Origin of the sequence: Metabacillus mesotrionivorans (assembly GCF_052171315.1) — a bacterium.
Classification (GTDB): domain Bacteria; phylum Bacillota; class Bacilli; order Bacillales; family Bacillaceae; genus Bacillus_P.
On the sequence record NZ_JBQMFF010000005.1, the window covers coordinates 177,703 to 199,468 of the forward strand.

The window sequence follows — 21,766 nt, forward strand, 5'->3', positions numbered from 1 at the left end:
GGGGATTTTGTTTGCTTACTGATCGCTAAGTCTCTTTCCGCCTACACCATAATGATTATTGCTCATTTCTTCAATAAATATAGTGACTTTCTCGGCAGGAGCGCCTGTTGTTTCAGATACAGCTGCAGTTACTTTTTCAACTAATGCCTTTTTCTGGTCTTCCGTGCGGCCTTCAAGCATTTTTACAGTTACGTATGGCATGTCACACTCTCCTTTTTGTATTCTAGCTGGATTCTTCTATAGTATACTTGAAGGAGAATAGAATGTTTAGCGAGGAGAATGATTGGTGGAATTTTTGGCGTTTGATTTGGAGCTCATTCCGTACGTTGTGATTGTGCTTGCGATTGCGTTTTCGGTGCATGAGTTTGCCCATGCGTATGTAGCCTTTAAATTTGGAGATCCTACTGCAAAGAATCAGGGAAGGCTGACCCTGTCGCCGCTGAAGCATCTTGACCCGTTCGGGACGATCCTGATTTTTATTGCGGGCTTCGGATGGGCAAGGCCGGTTCCGGTCAACCGGTTTTATTTTAAAAAGCCGCGGCTTGCCGGAATTCTCGTATCGGCTGCAGGGCCCTTCAGCAATTTGCTCGTCGCTTTTATTGGCCTGGCGTTATGGTATATACTTTTAACTACAGGGGTTTTGACCGGTCTGTCACCAGGTATGGCAGGAAGTCTTGAGCAGTTTTTTGACATTCTTGTGGGATTAAACATTACCCTGTTCATTTTCAATCTGTTTCCTTTTCCGCCGCTTGACGGATACCGGATCATTGAAGATCTGGCGCCTTCGCGCATCCGGGCGAAAATGACGCAGTTTGAAAACTACGGGATTGTTGTTTTTTTGATTTTAGTTCTGACACCGCTTGGCGAGTACACGATTTATCCTGCTTTTGATTACGGCAAAGAAGCTGTTCTGACTGTCTTTTATACAATACTCACCCCGTTTTTCTAGGAGGTTATCTAAATGGAGCAAGATAAAAAAAAGAAAAAGGTCGCGTTTAATATCATCAAAAACGATCCGACTGACGGCCACGGCGGCTATGGGGTCGGTGCACTGAGCCTTGAGAATATTTCGCCTGTCTTTATAGATGTAAATGAAGGGGAAGCTTTTGTCGACATCGGTGCGATGCATGCGAGAAGCACGGTTGAAAAGGGCATTAAGTTTCTTCCGAACAAGGAGGATGTGCCGAACGGAAAGCCGTTCTGGCTCGTATGGGTGACCATTGACCGCAAAGCAGAAGGGCCGTACTACGCTGGCGTAACGGCTTGTGAAATGACGGTCGACCGTGAAATCAGAAGGGGCTATAAATCGCTCCCTGAACACGTAAACAAGATGGATAAATCCCTTAAGCGCCATATTATGGTTGATCACATGGATGCACCTTCTAAAGAGGTTTTGATGAACTTTTTGAAAAACCATAACGCAGACATGTGGAACAACTCCGGTGCGGAGCTGAAAACAGGGCTTTTGGAATCGTGACAATCCTGTGACGTTCCTGTGAACAAATTGTCAAATTCTTTCGATTTTAGTAAACTGAAGATAGCTTATAAAGCTAGGACACGAAAAACCCCGGACCATGGGCGGTCCGGGGTTTTTCATTTATTCGCGTCAGGCGGTGCTTAATCCCACCATTTCCATACTTTCTTGTACCACGTTTCTTCCTGCTTTTCTTCACCTTTTTGAGGACTGCTGTTCCCGTCTTCTAAGTGATCTGTGCAATATTCCGTCGGCTCTGTGCCTTTTACGAAATAAGCGAATCTCTTAGCCGGACAGTTGTCAGATGCGAGCTTGCCTGTCTTCGGATTGATGTAGACGCCGATGACGCCTTTTGGAGGAGAGAAAGCCTTCACGGATTCATCCTTCAGCGCTTCTTCCATAAAACCCGCCCAAATGTCCTTGGCATAGCTGCGTTCTGCTACTGCATCGATTGTCTGATCTTTGTCATAGCCTGTCCAGACACCCGCAACAAGCTGCGGGGCATAGCCGATCATCCAGCTGTCTGTCTTTGTCGTACCGGATTTGCCTGCATATTCCCGCGAAAGCTTCGGGATGATGGCATGGCCGGTAACGGATGTATAATCATTCAGCTGCTCATCAAACATCCCTGTCATCAAATGGGACGTGACAAAGGCTGCTTCTGCGTTCAGTACTTGTTCACCTGTTTTTTCCTTCTGGTAAATGACGTTTCCTTCTGCATCTTCCACTCTTTTAATGAAGGAAGGCTCGATTTGCTTGCCGCCGTTTGCAAGCATCCCGTATCCGCCGACCATTTCGGAAAGTTTTACGGGAGACGTGCCCAATGCAAGGGACGGCACCTTCTGCAGCCTGCTTGTAATGCCCAGTGCTTTTGATGTATCAATCAGTTCATTCATGCCAAGGAAAAGGTGTGTTTTCACAGCATAGATGTTGTCTGAAAGCGCAATGGCCTGTGCAAGAGTGATATCGCCGTCTGCATAATAGCCGTTATAGTTGCTTGGCTTGTAAACCGATTTACCGTCCTCAAATTTGAACGTATACGGCTCGCTTTTCAGCAGCGTAGAAGGAGTGAAGCCTTTATTCACTGCGGCATAATAGAGAAACGGCTTCATAGTAGAACCAGGCTGTCTCTTAGCCTGTGTAGCCCTGTTGAAGGGGCTTGCTGCATAGTCTCTTCCGCCGATCAGCGCTTTTACCTGCCCTGTTTTCGGGTCCATGGCCATAAAACCTGCCTGAATCGCCGAGTCTTCATCAATGATGTCTGCCATCTTCTGCTCCGCCATTTTTTGCATCTCAAGATCAAGGGTCGTAAAAATCCGCAAACCCCGCGTTTCAATTGTGACTCTGTCAAGGTTGAGCTTTTCAGACAGCTCCTTCATGACAGCATCCTGGAAATACGGGGCTGCTTCGGGTGCTTTGACAGCTTCGATTGCTCTGTATTTTAATGGCTCATCATAGGCTTTATCTGCTTCTGCCTGAGAGATCAGCTCTTGGTTCACCATCGTTTTCAGGATCAGTTTCTGTCTGCTTTTGGCTCGTTCCTGATTGTCAAAAGGAGAGTAGGAGCCGGGTGCTTTCGGGATTCCCGCAAGCATTGATGCTTCAGCCAGGGATACTTCTGCGGCCGTCTTGTCAAAATAATACCTGGCGGCAGCTTCAGCTCCGTATGCCCCGTGTCCGTAGTAAATCGTATTTAAATAGCCTTCCAGAATTTCTTCTTTGCTGTAATTCAGCTCAAGGCGTATGGTGTAAAACGCTTCTGACAGTTTTCGCTTCCAAGTTTTATCGTGGCCAAGATAAAGGTTCCGTGCGTATTGCTGGGTAATCGTGCTCGCCCCCTGAACCTTCGCCATTGCTTTTAAGTCTGCTATCGCAGCACCGGCAATCCGTTTATAGTCAAACCCGTGGTGACTGTAAAAGTGCCTGTCCTCGACGGCCACTGTCGCTGCCAGCAGGGAAGGGGACATTTCTTCGAGATTCACCCAGTACCGTTTGCCGCCGTGGTGGGTCCTTGCAATCTCCGACCCGTCACCTGCATACATAATGGAAGACTGCTGAACGGCCAGGGAAGGAGCACCCTGCCATTTAGCTGTAAGCATGATGGTGCCGAGCAAGACTGACCCTGTAAAAATGGCAATAAGACTGATAAAAAAAGCAGCTCGTACGGCTTTAATAGTTATGCGCATTCTCCGCGGCGTCATAACCTCCATGTTCCCCACCTCATTTCTGCATCTTTTCGGAATACGTGAAATCCGCATCCTTTCCTGTTAATCAGTATGAGAAAATCTCAGTCTTTTTAAACCTTTTCTATTAAAATTCTTCTTGCATTTTTGCTAGATTCATCTATACTTTTCCGTGAGGTTTTGAACTCGAAATTTGGCGAATCAGAATGACCGATTAGGGAATAATCGTTACTGTAGCTTTAAAAGAAACTATATATAGAAAGGAAGTTTTAAAATGGGAGGACATTGGTTTACAGAAAAACAAACCGAAAACTTCGGCATTACTATTAAAATTAACCGCACTTTACATACAGAGCAGACAGAATTCCAGAAGCTTGACATGGTCGAAACAGAAGAGTGGGGCAACATGCTTCTTTTGGACGGCATGGTTATGACGTCACAGGTGGATGAGTTCGTCTACCATGAAATGGTTGCTCACGTACCGCTTTTTACCCATCCGAATCCTGAAAACGTTCTTGTTGTAGGCGGAGGAGACGGCGGGGTTATCCGTGAAATCATGAAGCACCCAGGCGTGAAAAAAGCGACGCTTGTTGATATCGACGGAAAAGTAATCGAGTACTCTAAAAAGTACCTGCCTGAAATTGCCGGAGAGCTTGAAAATGAGCGCGTAGAGGTTAAAGTAGGCGACGGATTTATGCACATCGCAGAAAGCAATAACGAATACGACGTGATCATGGTTGATTCTACAGAGCCTGTAGGGCCTGCTGTGAACCTTTTCTCTAAAGGCTTCTATGCTGGAATTTCAAAAGCGCTTAAAGAAGACGGCATCTTTGTTGCACAGTCAGACAACCCTTGGTTCACGCCTGACCTGATCCGCAACGTGCAGCGCGATGTAAGAGAAATCTTCCCGATTACGCGTCTTTACACAGCAAACATCCCGACATACCCAAGCGGACTTTGGACGTTCACACTTGGATCGAAAAAATATGATCCGCTTGAAGTAAGCGAAGACCGCTTCCATGAGATCGAAACGAAGTATTACACGAAAGAGCTTCATAAAGCAGCGTTTGTCCTGCCGAAATTTGTAGCAGATCTTATCAAATAATCAGGGGGAAACACAGATGCGATTTGATGAAGCCTATTCAGGCAACGTTTTTATTAAAAGCCACCCGACATTCGAAGACAGCGAAGCCGTCCTTTACGGCATGCCGATGGACTGGACGGTCAGCTACCGTCCAGGCTCCAGGTTCGGTCCGACGCGCATCCGCGAAGTGTCTATCGGTCTTGAAGAATACAGCGCGTATTTAGACCGGGAGCTTGAAGAAGTAAAATACTTTGATGCAGGGGACATTCCGCTTCCGTTCGGAAATGCGCAGCGCAGCCTTGATATTATTGAAGACTTCATTGATAAGTTACTTGCGGAGGATAAGTTCCCGCTTGGCATGGGCGGAGAACATCTCGTTTCATGGCCTGTCATTAAAGCAATGTATAAAAAATATCCGGATCTTGCGATTATTCATATGGATGCCCATACAGATCTTCGCGAAGAGTACGAAGGAGAGCCTCTTTCCCACTCAACGCCGATCCGCAAAGCAGCCAATCTGATCGGACCGTCAAATGTGTATTCATTCGGCATCCGTTCAGGCATGAAGGATGAGTTTCAGTGGGCAAAGGAAAACGGTATGCACATCTCGAAATTCGAAGTGCTGGAGCCGCTGAAGGAAATCCTTCCGACTCTTGCAGGACGTCCGGTTTATGTCACAATCGACATCGATGTTCTTGACCCTGCACATGCACCTGGAACGGGAACTGTTGATGCAGGCGGGATTACATCAAGAGAACTGCTTGCTTCCATTCATGCGATTGCAGGCTCGGACATTCATGTTGTCGGTGCAGACCTCGTAGAAGTCGCGCCTATCTATGACAACTCTGAACAGACGGCCAATACAGCAAGCAAACTGATCCGCGAAATGATTTTAGGCTGGGTGCAAAAGCGCCCGTAATGAGAAAAGCTCCAGTTCAAAACTGGAGCTTTTTCATTTTTGGGTATAAATGACCCCAGAACGTCAACGCTGATAACTACTACTTGCCTTCTATTGAATTTTCTGCCCGAAATCTTTATACTGGATAAGTTAATAGCGGATACTTTTATAAGGATGTGTGACAATGACGGCAAGCAAACCAGTTCAAGTGATCGTAAAAACGGAGATCAATCAGGGCGGGGATACAGAAAACCTGGAGCTTTTTACTTCCGGCGAACACTATGTAAAAAACAACGCCTCCTATTTAAGCTATCACGAGGAACACGAGTACGGAAAAGTAAAAACGGTCGTCAAATTCAGGGATGATGAAGTGTTTATTATGAGGTCCGGGGCCGTCTCCATGAAACAGCGCTTTGTAAAAGATGTGGACACCATGACAAACTACAGGACGCAGTTCGGGGAACTCAGGCTTGAAACGAGGACAAAAGCCATTTCTGTCAGGATGACTGACGGGAACGCAGGCGGCATCATCCGTGTTCAATATGAACTTCAAATCGGCGAAGAAGATTCGCATTCACATATGTTAACGATCATGTTTAGGGAGGAAAAAGGATGAACATCGTTGAGCAGGTTAAAGAACGGTTAAAGGACGAAATTAAAGCATCAGTACTTAAGGCTGGACTTGCAGAAGAAAGTCAGATTCCTGACGTGATCTTAGAGCTTCCGAAAGAAAAAGCCCATGGGGACTATTCAACAAACATGGCGATGCAGCTTGCGCGTGTTGCAAAAAAAGCACCGCGTGCAATCGCAGAAGATATTGTAGCTTCTTTTGATAAAGGAAAGGCGTCCATTGAAAAAATTGAAATTGCCGGACCGGGCTTCATCAATTTTTACATGAATAATTCATACCTCACGGATCTCATTCCGTCTATTCTTGACGCAGGAGAGGCATACGGCGAAGTGAACATAGGCAACAATGAAAAGCTTCAGGTTGAGTTTGTATCAGCCAACCCGACAGGCACGCTTCACTTGGGCCACGCCCGCGGTGCAGCGGTCGGCGATTCCCTGTGCAACATTCTTGATAAAGCAGGCTATGATGTTTCCCGCGAATATTACATCAACGATGCAGGCAATCAGATCAACAACCTCGCTCTGTCAGTTGAAGCGCGCTACCTTCAGGCTCTCGGACAGGACGCAGCGATGCCTGAGGACGGCTACCACGGCAAGGACATCATTGATATCGGCAAAAAGCTTGCTGATGAATTCGGCGACCGGTTTGTGTCAGAAAGCAAAGAAGAACGTCTTGCGTTTTTCCGTGAGTACGGCCTGAAATTCGAGATGGATAAATTGAAGAAGGATCTGGATGCTTTCCGCGTGCCGTTTGACGTCTGGTATTCAGAAACATCTCTTTACCAAAACGGGAAAATTGACGATGCTCTTGCCGTTCTCCGCGAAAAGGGACATATTTTCGAGGAAGACGGAGCGACATGGTTCCGTTCAACTGCTTACGGAGATGATAAAGACCGCGTGCTTATTAAAAACGACGGCTCCTACACGTACTTAACGCCGGATATCGCGTATCACAAGGATAAGCTTGACCGCGGATTTACAAAGCTGATCAACATCTGGGGCGCTGACCACCACGGCTACATTCCGCGCATGAAAGCGGCAATTGAAGCCCTTGGATACGAAAAAGACACACTGGAAGTTGAAATCATTCAGCTCGTTCACTTATTTAAAAACGGCGAAAAGATGAAAATGAGCAAACGGACAGGAAAAGCTGTAACGATGCGCGATCTTATGGAAGAAGTAGGACTTGATGCTGTACGCTATTTCTTCGCGATGAGAAGCGCTGATACCCACATGGACTTTGACATGGACCTTGCGGCATCACAGTCGAACGAAAACCCGGTATTCTATGCCCAGTATGCACATGCCCGCATCGAAAGCATGCTGCGCCAGGGCGCAGAACAGGGCCTTTCATACGAAGGTGTTCAGGACTTTAAAGATATAACGTCTGAAAAAGAAGTCGAGCTTCTGAAAAAACTGGGCGAATTTCCGCAGGCAGTAGCAGAAGCAGCAGCAAAGCGGATACCGCACAGAATCACAAACTACATTTATGATCTGTCTTCTGCGCTTCACAGCTTCTACAACGCAGAAAAAGTGCTTGACCCTGAAAACGAAGCGAAGAGCAAAGCGCGTCTCGCTTTAATGAGAGCGACACAAATTACATTGAAAAACTCGCTTACACTAATTGGAGTATCTGCTCCTGAAAAGATGTAAGGAAGAAAGAACGGCTGATGGCCGTTCTTTTTTATTTGGCTAAATCAGAGTTCTTTGAGCAGTATTTTGGTGATACACGCTGAAATTCAGTACCATTCACCCATAAAATTTCCTTAAAAAGGTTTTAAACTGTATGAGGGTGAGGTATGAAATCAACAGAATACATAAAGGAGGTCATGAAGATGGGATGTCTTTCTTCCATGATGAAAATTCCGGGCACAATCCTTGTCCTGTTTCTTGGGTGGGTTGCAGTGGACGGCTTGTTTAAAAATATTTCGGCGGGAGCAGTGGGGTATGCGGCAGCATGTGTGGTTTTCCTTGCGGTGTTTGCTGGGATTCTTTACATGATGTGGGGGAAGGAGCGCCATAAAGTTAGATCGAAAGTGGGAGACTATGCGATGCTGATTTTCACGCCTCTATTTACTGTTATGACAGGCTATGCAACATATGTCGGATTCAAAGAAGGCGAATATCTTCTTGCATGCGCCGCGGCCTTGTTTTGTCTTGTTGCAGCCTTCATGTCCTGGGCCGCCTTTATAACATTGTTTGACAAAGAAACAGAGGATCAGGGGGCTTAAGCCAACTGATCCTACCAAACCACTGAACCGCCGCTGATCCGCTTTACACCCCGGATGGCGGAAATCTCTTCTATAAGCTTCAATACGGCACGGTCCTTCTGTTTCGCTTCAATCATAAAATCACTGTCCAAATCCATCTCTTTCAGCTTTTTCAAAAGAGGCATAATAAAATCCAGGTCCACATAATCGGCATGTGCTCTGAGTTCCTTTTCTGATTTTGGGGAGGATATATGGATTTTCGGCTTTTTCCCGGTTCCGTCCCACGTCCGCGCAAACCGGATCAGCAGCTCCTCAAGATCATCCTCATCGGTTTTATTGGCAAAGTAGTGATGATAATCGAACATGAGCGGTATGTTTTCCTTTTCGCAGATTGCCAGCGTTTCGGATGTTGTATATGTTTTATCATCATTTTCAAGGGTCATCCGTGCTTTAATTTCAGCCGGAAGCTTTTTTATATTGCGGTAGAAGCGTTCTGTCGCCGTTTCTTTGTTACCGTATGCCCCGCCGACATGAATGTTGATAAACCCTTCATCTTCAAGCCCCATTCCTTTCAGCAGGTCATAGTGATACTGCATATCAGCCACGGCATTTTCTGTAATATGCGGCTTCTCGCTCGTAAACAAGGTGAACTGATTTGGATGAAAGCTCACCCGGAGACTGTTCTTTCTCACTAAAGTGCCGATTTCCTGCAAAAGACCGCCAAACGGCGTAAGGAAATCCCACTTTGCTTCAGGATGGGTAGCAAGGGGAATGAGGGAAGATGAGAAACGGTAGAGCGGAATTTCATGGGCCACGCTGTAATGCAGAATGCGCAGCGTATGCTCAAGGTTCTGCTTTGCAGCAGTGTGAAGCGCCTGTTCTGCTTCTTTGCGGTCAAGCTTTGAATAGCGGGCAAAAGTCATCGTTTTTGCAGGGGAACAGTCCCATAAGTTGAGTGCGTTTGATACATATCCAAAACGGATTTCCATCAGATGAGATGCTCCTTTCCCGTCATTTTATAGAAAATAAGAGACAAAGGAAGCTGTTTTCTCAAGCATTCTTTGCCGGAAAGATCTGCTGTTATATTGATCGAGCTTTAATTTCGCCGAGCTCTTCATATCTTCGATTACAGTCAGCTTCAGCTGCTTTACAAACGCTTCGTCATAAATCAGGCAGTTGAGTTCGTCATTTAAAAACAAGCTCCGCTTATCAAAGTTTGCTGTCCCGATATCACAGAATCCGTCGTCAACAACAATAACTTTCGCATGATAAAATCCATAATAATATTGATAAATGTCACAGCCTGCCTTCAGCAGGGGTCCGAAATACGGAAAGGACGCCTCTTTCACGAGCGGATGATCAGCCTTCATCGGCACCATAATTTTGACTGAAACTCCGCGGTTCCTTGCGTTCAGAAGCTCCTTCATCAGTTTCTCTCCGGGAATGAAATATGGAGAACAAATAAAGAGTTCCTTTTGTGCCTCTTTAATGAAAGTGAGAAAATTCTCCTCAAGATCCATCCCCGGCGTTGTAAGAAACCTGTGCTCAAACAGGCCTTGCGGGAGAGAAGGAAAAAGCCCGGTTTCTTCTTCAGAATGCTCATCAGACGCAGCGTTCCAGTCCGTCAGAAACTGCCGCTGCAAATCCTGTACACCTTCCCCTGTAACACGCAGGTGATAATCTCTCCAGAAGCCAAACTTTGGATCTTTGCCAAGATACTCTTTCCCGATATTAAAGCCTCCGGTGTAGCCCGTCCTGCCGTCAATGACAGTAATTTTTCTGTGATTTCTTGTCTGTGAGCTGTAAAAAAAGAACGGCCATCTCGGTTTATGGGCAAAAGCAAAGGAAATGCCGCTTTCTTTCAGCTGCTGGATTTTCTTTTTTTCAAGCTTATGGCTGCCGACATAGTCAGCGAGCAGCCGTACGCTGATTCCCTGCTCCGCTTTTTTCTGCAGGAGAGAAAGAAAGGACTCGCTGTCTGCATCATTTTTTATAATATAAAATAACACATGAACGGAATGGGTGCTATTTTCAATATCTTCAAACAGCCGTTCATAAAAGTGCTGACCGACAGTGAACAGTTCCAAATCACTTTTTCTCGTAGGAAAGACAGTTGCTGCAGACTTCTTTATATGCTGTCTGCGCCCAAAATAAAAGTCCATAGAGAGAAAGACAGCAAGAATAATCATAAACGCTGTGAAAAAAAGAATGCCGCTCATTCCAACCCCTCCATGAATTCATCTATCTTTTATCTTTTACGTCGGGATAAAAAATTATCAGGGGAAGATTGAGTGAAAATCATTGACTGAATGCTCATTCATTATTATCATGTAAGTATAGGTTGAATTCTGAAAATTAAATGGATTTAAAGTATTTAAAATCATGGGGAAACGGGAAATTTCATCACAGAAACGGGGGAGAGACAGTGGACGCACTACTATGGGTCAACTTTTTGGCATTCATACTTGTAACCGCTTACGGAGTCAGTTTGTTTGTATACCTGATCCGTTCACGCATGGCTTATATCAAGCTCGGACGAAAGCAGGAGTTTGATCAGCGATTAAATGAGCGCCTGAAAAACATTATGGTGAATGTTTTCGGCCAGAAAAAGCTTTTAAAGGATAAAAAGAGCGGAATCATGCACGTCATGTTCTTTTACGGATTTATCCTTGTCCAGTTTGGAGCGCTTGATTTTATTATTAAAGGGTTAATTCCGGATTCGCATCTGCCGCTTGGTCCGCTGTATCCGGGTTTTACATTCTTTCAGGAAATTGTCACTCTGATGATTCTCGTTGCGGTTGTCTGGGCTTTTCACCGCAGATACATAGAAAAGCTCGTGCGCCTCAAAAAGAATTTTAAAGCCGGTCTTGTTCTGATTTTCATCGGCGGGCTGATGCTTTCTGTTCTTCTTGGAAACGGAATGAACCTCATCTGGCACAATCACGAACTGACGTGGACAGAACCGATCGCTTCAAGCTTTGCTTATCTGCTGAGCTTTGTCGGTGAAACGGGAGCTGCCGTCATCTTTTACATTTCATGGTGGGTTCATTTATTGATCCTTTTAACATTCCTTGTCTATGTGCCGCAGTCAAAACACGCACATTTGCTTGCAGGACCGGCCAACGTCTATTTCGGTCGCCTTTCGAACCCTGGAAAGCTAGAGAAAATTGATTTTGAAGATGAGAGTCAGGAGACTTTCGGGGTAGGTAAAATTGAAGATTTCAAACAGACGCAGCTGATTGACTTATATGCCTGCGTGGAGTGCGGACGCTGTACGAATATGTGTCCTGCAACAGGTACAGGCAAAATGCTGTCGCCGATGGACCTGATTTTAAGGCTTCGCGACCACTTAACGGAAAAAGGGGCTGCCGTCACATCGATGTCCCCGTGGGTTCCAGCCTATGCGTTTGCAGATACGAAGGGAAACCAGCTTGCAGCAATGGCCCAGGGTCAGGGCTCACAGGAAGCTGCAGCATCGCTTGCCTATAACCCGAGTCTGATTGGCGAAATCATCACAGAAGAGGAAATCTGGGCATGTACAACATGCCGCAACTGTGAGGATCAGTGTCCGGTAATGAATGAGCACGTCGATAAGATTATTGATATGCGCCGCTACCTTGTTCTTACAGAAGGAAAAATGGACGCAGATGCACAGCGCGCCATGACGAACATTGAGCGCCAGGGTAATCCGTGGGGCCTCAACCGCAAAGAGCGTGAAGACTGGCGCGAGGCGCGAGAAGATGTTCATGTTCCGACGGTGAAAGAAATGAACAAGGCTGGCGAAGAGTTTGAGTACCTGTTCTGGGTAGGATCTATGGGATCTTATGACAACCGAAGCCAAAAGATCGCCCTTTCGTTTGCGAAGCTGCTGAACGAAGCGGGAGTGAAGTTTGCCATTCTCGGCAACAAGGAAAAGAACTCTGGAGATACGCCGCGCCGTCTTGGAAACGAATTTTTGTTCCAGGAGCTTGCAACGAAAAATATTGATGAATTCCAGAAAAATGAGATCAAAAAGATTGTCACAATCGATCCGCATGCTTATAACATTTTCAAAAATGAATATCCTGACTTTGGGCTTGAAGCAGAGGTCTACCATCATACAGAGCTGCTTGCAGCGCTTGTGAAGGAAGGAAGGCTTGTTCCGAAGCATGAAGTGAAGGAAACGATCACGTTCCACGATTCCTGCTACCTTGGCCGCTACAACGAAGTGTATGAGCCGCCTCGTGAAATCCTGAAAGCCATTCCGGGCGTGAAGCTTGTCGAGATGAACAGGAACCGCGAAACAGGCATGTGCTGCGGAGCCGGCGGAGGTCTCATGTGGATGGAAGAGGATGCCGGTTCGCGTGTTAACGTGGCGAGAACGAACCAGGCGCTTGAAGTGAATCCGACGGTCATCAGTTCAGGATGTCCTTACTGCCTGACCATGCTAAGCGACGGCACGAAGGCAAAAGAAGTTGAAGAGACAGTCAGCACGTATGATGTGGCAGAGCTGCTTGAAAAAGCAGTGATTGGTGAAGGAAAAGAAAGTGCCGCTTAACGTGTGAGCAGCCAATAGTCTGAATAGGAAGGTGAGACGGATTTCGTTTCACCTTCTTGGCTGGACTTATACTGAGCGAGCGTTCAATCGGCAGTTTTGTAACCGCTTTCTATAGGGTTTTTATAAAAATACGGAGGGAAGATGAACGATGAAACGGACAGTCATTGTAAGCGGAGTGCGCACACCTTTTGGGAAATTCGGCGGAGGGCTGAGCACGCTGACAGCATCGCAGCTAGGCGGCATTGCCATTAAAGAAGCGTTAGAGCGTGCAGGCGTAAAAGCGGAGGAAGTAGATGAAGTCATCATGGGTTCTGTTCTTCAGGGCGGACAGGGGCAGATTCCTTCCCGCCAGGCAGCAAGACACGCGGGCATGCCATGGGAAGTTAAAACCGAAACAATCAATAAAGTCTGTGCTTCCGGTCTTCGAAGCGTTACGCTCGCAGACCAGATCATCCGGGCAGGCGACGAGGAAGTCATTGTTGCAGGCGGAATGGAGTCGATGAGCAATGCGCCTTACATGATGCCAAAAGCAAGATGGGGCCTCCGCATGGGAGATGCAAAGGTACAGGACATGATGGTGCATGACGGACTGACATGCACATTTACAGGCGTGCATATGGGAACCTACGGAAATGAAACGGCATCAGAGCTTGAAATTTCAAGAGAAGCACAGGATTCATGGGCGCTCAGAAGCCATGAGCGGTCCATCGCAGCCATTGAGTCAGGAAAACTGGGAGAAGAAATTGTTCCTGTCCCTGTACCGCAGAGAAAAGGAGATCCTGTCATCGTTCAGCACGATGAAGCACCAAGAAAAGATACTTCAATCGAAAGGCTTTCAAAGCTGTCTCCCGTTTTTAATCAGGCAGGGACGATTACAGCCGGCAATGCCCCTGGAGTGAATGACGGTGCAGGCGCCCTTGTTCTAATGAGCGAGGAACGTGCTCAAAAAGAAGGAAAGCAGCCTCTGGCAACAATCCTTGGCCACACGGCAATTGCGCTTGAAGCAAAGGATTTTCCAAAAACACCGGGTCTTGTCATTCTTGAGCTTTTAAAGAAAACGGGCAGAAAGCTTGAAGAAATCGATTTGTTTGAAATAAATGAGGCCTTCTCGGCGGTTGCCCTTGCAAGCAATCAGCTTGCAGGTCTAGATCCTGAAAAAGTGAATGTAAACGGAGGAGCAGTTGCACTCGGCCATCCGATCGGCGCAAGCGGAGCGCGGATTATCATCACATTGATTCACGAGCTGAAACGGCGCGGCGGCGGCATCGGAATTGCAGCCATCTGCAGCGGCGGCGGCCAGGGCGACGCAATTATGGTGGAAGTCAAATAAGGGGGATATCAATGAGTATTCAAAACGTAATGGTAATTGGCGCAGGGCAGATGGGATCAGGGATCGCGCAGGTTTGCGCAATGGCAGGATATAACGTTTTAGTCAACGACCTGAAAGAGGAATTTGTTTTAAAAGGACTCGCCTCTATTGAAAAAAATCTTCAGCGGCAGGTTGATAAGCAGAAGCTCACAGCAGATCAGAAACAGGAGATCTTAAGCAGGCTCAAGCCTTCAGCAGATTTGCAGGATGCAGCCGGGACGGACCTTGTCATTGAAGCAGCTGTTGAGAACATGGCAATCAAAACAGAAATATTCGCAAAGCTTGATAAAATCACGCCGGAAAAGACGATTCTCGCAACAAATACATCTTCCCTTCCAATCACGGAAATTGCGGCAGCAACAAACCGTCCGGAAAAAGTAATCGGCATGCACTTTATGAATCCTGTTCCTGTCATGAAGCTGGTTGAGATTATCCGGGGTCTTGCAACAGCTGATGACGTGTATCAGTCGATAGAAGACATGACGAAGACGCTGAATAAAATTCCGGTTGAGGTCAATGATTTCCCCGGATTCGTTTCTAACCGCATCCTGATGCCGATGATCAATGAAGCGATCTATACGCTGTATGAAGGGGTAGCAGAGAAGGAAGCAATTGATGAAGTGATGAAGCTTGGCATGAACCATCCTATGGGACCGCTGACGCTTGCTGACTTTATCGGTCTTGATACGTGCCTCTACATTATGGAAACGCTGCACGAGGGCTTCGGCGACGACAAATACCGTCCATGCCCGCTTCTCAGAAAATATGTAAAAGCAGGCTGGCTCGGACGCAAAACAGGCAGAGGGTTTTATTCGTACGTTGGGTAATCGGACATCACAGGGGGACGGGATATGAATATTCGCTTCACGGAAGAACAGGAAATGATGAGGAAAATGGTCCGGGATTTTGCCCAGGCTGAAATTGAACCGTTTGTCGAACGGATGGAAAAGGGAGAATTCCCCCGGGACATTATCAAGAAAATGGGATCTCTCGGCCTGATGGGTATCCCTGTGCCGGAGCAGTACGGCGGAGCCGGAATGGACTTTACGTCCTACATTATCGCCATCCATGAACTTTCAAAGGTCAGTGCGACAGTCGGGGTCATCCTGAGCGTTCATACATCGGTCGGAACAAATCCAATCCTTTATTTCGGGACAGAAGAACAGAAAAACAAATACATTCCAAAGCTTGCAAGCGGCGAGTACCTCGGTGCATTCTGCCTGACGGAACCGGGATCAGGATCAGATGCGGGCAGCCTCAAAACAAAAGCAGTCAAAAAAGACGGCACCTACATTCTGAACGGTTCAAAGGTGTTTATTACAAACGGCGGGGAAGCAGATACGTATATTGTTTTTGCTTCTACGAACGCTGAGGCGGGCCTAAAAGGGATTTCTGCTTTTATCGTCGGGAAAAACACAAAGGGCCTTGTCATCGGAAAAGACGAACATAAAATGGGCCTTTACGGTTCAAGAACGGTTCAGCTTTCGTTTGAAGATGCAGAAGTGCCTGCTGAAAATCTGCTCGGCGAAGAAGGCGGCGGGTTTAAAATCGCCATGGCCAACCTTGATGTCGGACGCATCGGAATTGCTGCCCAGTCTCTCGGTATTGCCCAGGCAGCCCTTGAAAAATCGGTTGAATACGCAAAAGAGCGCGTCCAGTTTGGAAGGCCGATCTCATCCCAGCAGGGAATCGGCTTCAAGCTTGCCGACATGGCGACAGCCGTCGAAGCTTCAGAACTGCTGACCTACAGAGCGGCGTTCATGAGGGAAAACGGCATGCCGTGCGGCAAAGAAGCCTCCATGGCAAAACTGTTCGCCTCAAAAACCGCTATGGAAACAGCGACAGAGGCCATCCAGGTTTTCGGAGGCTACGGCTACACAAAGGACTACCCGGTCGAACGCTACTTCCGCGATGCCAAAGTCTGTGAAATCTACGAAGGCACAAGCGAGATTCAGAAAATCGTCATCAGCAAGCATTTAACTAAGGGGTAAAACAGTAAGAAGGCTTTTTCATACATGGCTTAATGAGATAAAACACCAGTGGACTGCAGCGGAAGGCACTTGACTCCTGCGGGATGAAGAGGGCACTGAAGATCCCGCAAGCGCAGCGAGGAAGCTTCAGGCACTCCCCGCGGTAATCTTGTGACTGGAGCGAAAGGGAACGGGTACAAAACAGCACTCCATTGAAACAGCCAGCCAATAAAAAGAACACGGGAGATGAACGCAATGTTTTTTAAACTGTCAGATGAACATGAAATGATCCGCAAAATGGTAAGAGATTTCGCTAAAAATGAGGTTGAGCCCACAGCTGCAGAGCGCGACGAAGAAGAGCGCTTTGACCGTGAGCTGTTCGATAAAATGGCTGAGCTAGGCCTGACAGGCATTCCTTGGCCGGAAGAGTACGGCGGCATCGGCAGCGACTACCTCGCATACGTCATAGCAGTAGAAGAGCTATCTAGAGTGTGCGCTTCCATCGGAGTAACCCTTTCAGCCCACACCTCGCTAGCAGGCTGGCCGGTTTATAAATTCGGAACTGAAGAGCAAAAACAAAAATACTTAAAGCCAATGGCCCAGGGAGAGAAAATCGGAGCTTACGGACTGACAGAACCGGGCTCGGGTTCAGACGCAGGCGGCATGAGAACAACGGCCAAACTGAACGGCGATCATTATGTCCTTAACGGATCCAAAATTTTCATCACAAACGGCGGCATTGCCGATACGTATATCGTTTTTGCCGTCACAGATCCTTCAAGCAAGCATAAAGGAACGAGCGCATTCATCGTCGAGAAGGACTTTAAAGGCTTCTCCGTCGGCAAAAAAGAAAGCAAGCTCGGCATCCGCTCATCGCCTACAACCGAAATCATGTTTGAAGACTGCATTGTGCCTGCTGAAAACCTTCTCGGACAGGAAGGAGAAGGCTTTAAAATTGCCATGATGACTCTTGACGGCGGCCGCAACGGCATCGCAGCCCAGGCTGTCGGAATCGCACAGGGAGCCCTTGATGCATCTGTTGCCTATGCGAAAGAGCGCCAGCAGTTCGGCAAGCCGATTGCGCAGCAGCAGGGAATCGGCTTTAAGCTTGCTGATATGGCGACAACGATTGAAGCATCGCGTCTATTAACCTACCAGGCTGCTTGGCTTGAATCTGAGGGTCTTCCGTATGGAAAAGAATCGGCCATGTCCAAGCTGTTTGCCGGAGATACGGCTATGAAAGTCACGACAGAAGCGGTGCAGGTTTTCGGAGGCTACGGCTATACGAAGGATTATCCGGTTGAACGCTACATGAGAGATGCGAAGATTACCCAGATTTACGAAGGCACTCAGGAGATTCAGAGACTTGTCATTTCGCGCATGCTGACAAAATAAAGGGTCTAAACAGGGAGGCGGTGGAACATGTCTAAACGGGAAGTGCATGCCTCTGTCAAAGATGAGAGGCTTGTGGAAAAGCGGCGTGACCAGATGATTAAAGGGGCGGTTCATCTTTTTAAACAAAAGGGATTCCACCGCACAACCACAAGGGAAATTGCCAAAGCGGCAGGCTTCAGCATCGGAACGCTCTACGAATATATCAGGCAGAAGGAAGACGTCCTCTACCTGGTCTGCGACACGATCTATGATCAGGTGCGCGACCGGCTGGAGAAAAACATCGACATGAAGCTTGGAACGATTGAGAGTCTCAAGCTTGCCATCGCAAACTACTTCAGAGTGGTGGATGAGATGCAGGATGAGGTTCTCGTCATGTACCAGGAAGCGAAGTCACTGTCCCGTGACGCGCTTCCTTATGTGCTTCAAAAAGAAATCGAAATGGTCGGGATGTTTGAAAAGGTGATAGCAGGCTGTGCGGAAAAAGGGGAAATCTCGCTTACAGCAACGGAAAGACAGCTGCTAGCCCACAACATCTTCGTTCAGGGACAGATGTGGGGCTTCAGAAGATGGGCCCTTCAGCGGAACTATACGCTTGAGGAATACATTGAAGTTCAGACCAGGCTGATTCTGCGGGGGATACAAAAAAGCGGAAATCAGCCGGAATAACGACAATAAAGGGGATGCGGCCAGCATGCATACAAAGGAAACCTATAAACCGAAACATGCCGTTCGTTTTGTAACGGCATCCAGTTTGTTTGACGGACATGATGCATCGATCAATATTATGCGGAGAATTCTTCAGGCGAGCGGCGCAGAAGTCATTCACCTCGGCCATAACCGTTCGGTTGAAGAGATTGTCAATGCAGCGATTCAGGAAGATGCGCAGGGAATTGCCATTTCTTCTTATCAGGGCGGGCACGTGGAGTTTTTCAAATACATGTATGATCTTTTAAAAGAAAGAGGAGCTTCGCATATCAGGCTCTACGGCGGAGGAGGCGGGGTCATCCTTCCGCGGGAAATCAAAGAGCTTCATGAGTACGGGATTGCCCGCATCTTTTCTCCTGAGGACGGGAGAGAGCTCGGTCTTCAGGGCATGATTGAACTTATGATGAAGGAATGCGATTTCCAGACAGCCGCAAAGCTTGAGGAAGAGATGGAGAAGCTGAAAACAGGCGATGCCGGAGCGATCGCAAAACTGATCACGGTTGCCGAATCGCAGATTGGCAGCAGGCAGGAAGCTGCAGCTGCAGCAGAAAAAGTCATTTCAGAGGTCAAGCAGCTTGCATCTGATGCCCCTGTTCTTGGTATTACCGGTACCGGCGGAGCGGGGAAAAGTTCACTGACAGATGAATTGATCAGGCGTTTTTTAAATGAAGTGCCGGAAATTAAGATTGCCGTCATTTCCATTGACCCGACAAAACAGAAAACAGGCGGAGCTCTGCTTGGTGACAGAATCCGGATGAATGCAATTTTTTCACCTCGCGTGTATATGAGAAGTCTTGCGACGAGGCAGTCCAGATCAGAGCTGTCGCTTGCCATCCATGACGCCATCGCCGTTGTGAAAGCAGCGGGATATGATTTGATTATTGTAGAAACAAGCGGGATTGGACAGGGCGATGCTGCCATCACCGAGATTTGCGACATGTCCATGTATGTCATGACAAGCGAATTCGGTGCGCCTTCCCAGCTTGAAAAAATCGACATGATCGACTATGCGGACTTAATTGTCATCAACAAATTTGAACGTAAAGGATCCCAGGATGCAAAGCGCCAGGTGCAAAAGCAGTACCAGCGCAGCCATATGCTGTTTGAAAGTCCGGCTGAGGATCTGCCGGTTTACGGAACGATTGCAAGCCAGTTCAACGACCCCGGCACAAACACCCTGTTTGTAGCCCTGCTTGACCTCATCAACAAAAAGAAAAATAAAAACTGGTCTTCAAGTCTGCCTGTTGTCAAAGATGTTGAAAAACAGAATGTCATCATTCCGACAGACCGCCGCTACTATTTGAGGGAGATCAGCGAATCTGTCCGGAACTACCACAAAAAAGCCGAATATCAGGCTGATACTGCCAGAAGACTGTTTCAGCTTCAGGGTGCGATTGAAAGTGTCAAAGAACAGAACGGTGCTCCTGAAGTGATTGACTCACTTGAGGGCATTAAAAAGAAAACAGAAGAAGAGCTTTCTCCGGAATCAAAGCGGATCCTTGACGGGTGGGGAGAGCTAAGGGAGAAATATGAAGCGGATCAGTTTGTGACAAAAATCCGCGATAGAGAAATTGTGACATCATTAAAGACGGTTTCCCTGTCAGGACTCGCGATTCCTAAAGTATCGCTTCCAAAATACAAAGACTACGGGGAAATTCTAAAGTGGGTCTACAAAGAAAATGTACCTGGAGCATTCCCTTATACGGCCGGCGTTTTCCCGTTCAAGCGGGCAGAAGAAGATCCGAAGCGGCAGTTTGCAGGGGAAGGAACACCGGAACGGACGAACCGCCGTTTTCATTACCTTTCAAAAGATGACCCGGCAAAACGCCTGAGCACCGCATTCGACTCTGTTACCCTTTACGGAGAAGACCCTGCATACCGTCCCGACATTTACGGGAAAATCGGCGAGAGCGGAGTCAGCATCTGTACGCTTGACGACATGAAAAAGCTTTATGCAGGCTTTGATTTGTGCGCGCCGGCCACATCTGTTTCAATGACCATCAATGGCCCTGCACCAATCATCCTGGCCATGTTCATGAACACGGCTATTGCCCAGCAGGCCGAAAAGCAGCGGACAGAGCTTGGACGCGAGCTGACGGCAGAAGAGATGGTGCAGGTGAAGGAACGAACCCTTCAAACCGTCCGCGGAACAGTTCAGGCGGATATTTTGAAAGAAGACCAGGGACAGAATACCTGCATCTTCTCAACAGAATTTGCCCTGAAAATGATGGGGGATATCCAGGAGTACTTTATCAATGAAAAAGTGAGAAACTATTACTCTGTCTCCATTTCCGGGTATCATATTGCAGAAGCGGGAGCAAACCCGATTTCACAGCTTGCGTTTACACTAGCAAACGGGTTTACGTATGTCGAATACTACTTAAGCAGAGGCATGAAAATCGATGACTTTGCGCCGAACCTCTCGTTCTTTTTCAGCAACGGCCTTGATCCGGAATACACCGTCATCGGACGTGTGGCACGCCGCATCTGGTCAACCGTTATGAGAGAAAAATACGGGGCAAACGAACGGAGCCAGAAGCTGAAATATCACGTTCAGACATCCGGCCGTTCCCTGCACGCCCAGGAAATTGACTTTAACGATATCCGCACAACGCTGCAGGCTCTTATGGCGCTTCAGGATAACTGCAACTCGCTGCACACAAATGCGTACGATGAAGCCATCACGACACCGACAGAAGAATCAGTCCGCCGAGCGATGGCGATACAGCTAATCATCACCAAAGAGCACGGACTCGCCAAAAACGAAAATCCGCTGCAGGGCTCCTTCATCATCGAAGAGCTGACAGACCTTGTGGAAGAAGCTGTCCTTAAAGAATTCGACAGCATCAACGAGCGCGGCGGAGTGCTTGGTGCAATGGAAACCCAGTACCAGCGCGGAAAAATCCAGGATGAATCCATGTATTACGAAATGCAGAAGCATTCAGGAGAACTCCCGATCATCGGCGTCAACACGTATATCAATCCGAACAAGCCATCTGAAGATTCCGTTGACAATATGGAAGTAGCCCGGGCCTCTAAAGAAGAAAAAGAAACACAGATTCAAAACTTAAAAGCGTTCCAGGAACGCAATGCCGCTCAAGCTGATGCAGCCATCGAAAGACTGAAGCAGGCAGCCATCCACAATCAGAACATCTTTGCTCAACTGATGGAGACCGTCAACTACGCAAGTCTCGGCCAGATCACGCAGGCACTATATGAAGTAGGCGGTCAGTACCGCAGGAATATGTAGGAAGAGGGAGCTCACCGGTTTTGCGGGGAGCTTCTTTCTTTTTGTGAAAGGAGATTACTGA

General features: G+C 47.5%; 18 protein-coding genes. 14 read left to right on the forward strand and 4 right to left on the reverse strand.

Annotated elements, in window-relative coordinates:
* Window positions 1-15: 15 nt before the first annotated feature.
* Window positions 16-201 (reverse strand): 2-hydroxymuconate tautomerase, encoded by a 186-nt coding sequence (gene thmT, locus ACTSEZ_RS15135; protein ID WP_369735038.1) that lies wholly within the window; start codon window positions 199-201, stop codon window positions 16-18.
* Window positions 202-283: 82 nt separating this feature from the next.
* Between thmT and ACTSEZ_RS15140 the strand changes: the two genes are divergently transcribed.
* A complete protein-coding gene (locus tag ACTSEZ_RS15140) occupies window positions 284-949 on the forward strand; it encodes a site-2 protease family protein (RefSeq protein ID WP_369735039.1) in 666 nt (221 codons plus the stop codon).
* Between the two features lie 12 nt (window positions 950-961).
* The gene (locus ACTSEZ_RS15145) at window positions 962-1,477 is read left to right on the forward strand and encodes a YwhD family protein (protein ID WP_369735041.1); all 516 of its coding nucleotides are present in this window, start codon (window positions 962-964) and stop codon (window positions 1,475-1,477) included.
* A gap of 140 nt (window positions 1,478-1,617) precedes the next feature.
* Here ACTSEZ_RS15145 and ACTSEZ_RS15150 read toward each other — a convergent pair whose 3' ends face one another.
* Window positions 1,618-3,684 (reverse strand): transglycosylase domain-containing protein, encoded by a 2,067-nt coding sequence (locus ACTSEZ_RS15150; RefSeq protein ID WP_369735042.1) that lies wholly within the window; start codon window positions 3,682-3,684, stop codon window positions 1,618-1,620.
* 247 nt (window positions 3,685-3,931) lie between these two features.
* On the opposite strand from ACTSEZ_RS15150, the gene speE reads away from it, so the two are divergent.
* The 5 genes from speE to ACTSEZ_RS15175 all read left to right on the forward strand — a co-directional run bounded on the left by speE (window position 3,932) and on the right by ACTSEZ_RS15175 (window position 8,500).
* Window positions 3,932-4,762, forward strand: a complete 831-nt coding sequence (speE, locus tag ACTSEZ_RS15155) for a spermidine synthase (RefSeq protein ID WP_029283247.1) — start codon at window positions 3,932-3,934, stop codon at window positions 4,760-4,762.
* Window positions 4,763-4,778: 16 nt separating this feature from the next.
* A complete protein-coding gene (gene speB / locus ACTSEZ_RS15160) occupies window positions 4,779-5,660 on the forward strand; it encodes an agmatinase (RefSeq protein ID WP_369735044.1) in 882 nt (293 codons plus the stop codon).
* A gap of 163 nt (window positions 5,661-5,823) precedes the next feature.
* Window positions 5,824-6,255 carry a YwiB family protein gene (locus ACTSEZ_RS15165; protein ID WP_029566572.1) on the forward strand — a complete coding sequence of 144 codons (432 nt, stop codon included), beginning with the start codon at window positions 5,824-5,826 and terminating at the stop codon, window positions 6,253-6,255.
* Window positions 6,252-7,922: an arginine--tRNA ligase gene (gene argS, locus ACTSEZ_RS15170; protein ID WP_369735046.1), complete on the forward strand. Its 1,671-nt coding sequence runs from the start codon at window positions 6,252-6,254 to the stop codon at window positions 7,920-7,922. The genes ACTSEZ_RS15165 and argS overlap by 4 nt, the downstream gene beginning before the upstream one ends.
* A 146-nt stretch (window positions 7,923-8,068) precedes the next feature.
* Window positions 8,069-8,500 (forward strand): hypothetical protein, encoded by a 432-nt coding sequence (locus ACTSEZ_RS15175; RefSeq protein ID WP_369735047.1) that lies wholly within the window; start codon window positions 8,069-8,071, stop codon window positions 8,498-8,500.
* A gap of 11 nt (window positions 8,501-8,511) precedes the next feature.
* Here ACTSEZ_RS15175 and uvsE read toward each other — a convergent pair whose 3' ends face one another.
* Window positions 8,512-9,468, reverse strand: coding sequence for a UV DNA damage repair endonuclease UvsE (gene uvsE, locus ACTSEZ_RS15180; RefSeq protein WP_369735049.1), 957 nt, complete (start codon window positions 9,466-9,468; stop codon window positions 8,512-8,514).
* 27 nt (window positions 9,469-9,495) lie between these two features.
* On the reverse strand, window positions 9,496-10,698 hold the full coding sequence (cls, locus tag ACTSEZ_RS15185) for a cardiolipin synthase (protein WP_369735051.1): 1,203 nt from the start codon (window positions 10,696-10,698) through the stop codon (window positions 9,496-9,498).
* A gap of 206 nt (window positions 10,699-10,904) precedes the next feature.
* On the opposite strand from cls, the gene ACTSEZ_RS15190 reads away from it, so the two are divergent.
* From ACTSEZ_RS15190 to icmF, 7 genes are all read left to right on the forward strand, one after another.
* Window positions 10,905-13,016: a (Fe-S)-binding protein gene (locus ACTSEZ_RS15190; RefSeq protein ID WP_369735052.1), complete on the forward strand. Its 2,112-nt coding sequence runs from the start codon at window positions 10,905-10,907 to the stop codon at window positions 13,014-13,016.
* 148 nt (window positions 13,017-13,164) lie between these two features.
* Window positions 13,165-14,346 (forward strand): acetyl-CoA C-acetyltransferase, encoded by a 1,182-nt coding sequence (locus ACTSEZ_RS15195; RefSeq protein ID WP_369735054.1) that lies wholly within the window; start codon window positions 13,165-13,167, stop codon window positions 14,344-14,346.
* An 11-nt stretch (window positions 14,347-14,357) separates the two neighbouring features.
* Window positions 14,358-15,212, forward strand: a complete 855-nt coding sequence (locus tag ACTSEZ_RS15200) for a 3-hydroxybutyryl-CoA dehydrogenase (protein ID WP_369735055.1) — start codon at window positions 14,358-14,360, stop codon at window positions 15,210-15,212.
* Window positions 15,213-15,236: 24 nt separating this feature from the next.
* Window positions 15,237-16,376: an acyl-CoA dehydrogenase gene (locus ACTSEZ_RS15205; RefSeq protein ID WP_369735057.1), complete on the forward strand. Its 1,140-nt coding sequence runs from the start codon at window positions 15,237-15,239 to the stop codon at window positions 16,374-16,376.
* A gap of 234 nt (window positions 16,377-16,610) precedes the next feature.
* Complete coding sequence (locus tag ACTSEZ_RS15210; protein WP_369735058.1) at window positions 16,611-17,750, forward strand: acyl-CoA dehydrogenase; 1,140 nt, start codon at window positions 16,611-16,613, stop codon at window positions 17,748-17,750.
* Between the two features lie 27 nt (window positions 17,751-17,777).
* Window positions 17,778-18,416, forward strand: coding sequence for a TetR/AcrR family transcriptional regulator (locus tag ACTSEZ_RS15215; protein WP_369735060.1), 639 nt, complete (start codon window positions 17,778-17,780; stop codon window positions 18,414-18,416).
* 25 nt (window positions 18,417-18,441) lie between these two features.
* The gene (icmF, locus tag ACTSEZ_RS15220) at window positions 18,442-21,705 is read left to right on the forward strand and encodes a fused isobutyryl-CoA mutase/GTPase IcmF (RefSeq protein ID WP_369735062.1); all 3,264 of its coding nucleotides are present in this window, start codon (window positions 18,442-18,444) and stop codon (window positions 21,703-21,705) included.
* The last annotated feature ends 61 nt before the right edge of the window (window positions 21,706-21,766 follow it).

Excerpts from the sequence above, each read along its gene's own strand:
- ACTSEZ_RS15200 (WP_369735055.1), top strand. The coding sequence starts at position 14,358 with ATGAGTATTCAAAACGTAATGGTAATTGGCGCAGGGCAGATGGGATCA.
- cls (WP_369735051.1), bottom strand. The coding sequence starts at position 10,698 with ATGAGCGGCATTCTTTTTTTCACAGCGTTTATGATTATTCTTGCTGTC.
- ACTSEZ_RS15215 (WP_369735060.1), top strand. The coding sequence starts at position 17,778 with ATGTCTAAACGGGAAGTGCATGCCTCTGTCAAAGATGAGAGGCTTGTG.
- ACTSEZ_RS15210 (WP_369735058.1), top strand. The coding sequence starts at position 16,611 with ATGTTTTTTAAACTGTCAGATGAACATGAAATGATCCGCAAAATGGTA.
- ACTSEZ_RS15150 (WP_369735042.1), bottom strand. The coding sequence starts at position 3,684 with ATGGAGGTTATGACGCCGCGGAGAATGCGCATAACTATTAAAGCCGTA.
- ACTSEZ_RS15205 (WP_369735057.1), top strand. The coding sequence starts at position 15,237 with ATGAATATTCGCTTCACGGAAGAACAGGAAATGATGAGGAAAATGGTC.
- uvsE (WP_369735049.1), bottom strand. The coding sequence starts at position 9,468 with ATGGAAATCCGTTTTGGATATGTATCAAACGCACTCAACTTATGGGAC.
- icmF (WP_369735062.1), top strand. The coding sequence starts at position 18,442 with ATGCATACAAAGGAAACCTATAAACCGAAACATGCCGTTCGTTTTGTA.
- ACTSEZ_RS15165 (WP_029566572.1), top strand. The coding sequence starts at position 5,824 with ATGACGGCAAGCAAACCAGTTCAAGTGATCGTAAAAACGGAGATCAAT.
- speB (WP_369735044.1), top strand. The coding sequence starts at position 4,779 with ATGCGATTTGATGAAGCCTATTCAGGCAACGTTTTTATTAAAAGCCAC.
- thmT (WP_369735038.1), bottom strand. The coding sequence starts at position 201 with ATGCCATACGTAACTGTAAAAATGCTTGAAGGCCGCACGGAAGACCAG.
- speE (WP_029283247.1), top strand. The coding sequence starts at position 3,932 with ATGGGAGGACATTGGTTTACAGAAAAACAAACCGAAAACTTCGGCATT.
- ACTSEZ_RS15175 (WP_369735047.1), top strand. The coding sequence starts at position 8,069 with ATGAAATCAACAGAATACATAAAGGAGGTCATGAAGATGGGATGTCTT.
- ACTSEZ_RS15195 (WP_369735054.1), top strand. The coding sequence starts at position 13,165 with ATGAAACGGACAGTCATTGTAAGCGGAGTGCGCACACCTTTTGGGAAA.
- argS (WP_369735046.1), top strand. The coding sequence starts at position 6,252 with ATGAACATCGTTGAGCAGGTTAAAGAACGGTTAAAGGACGAAATTAAA.
- ACTSEZ_RS15145 (WP_369735041.1), top strand. The coding sequence starts at position 962 with ATGGAGCAAGATAAAAAAAAGAAAAAGGTCGCGTTTAATATCATCAAA.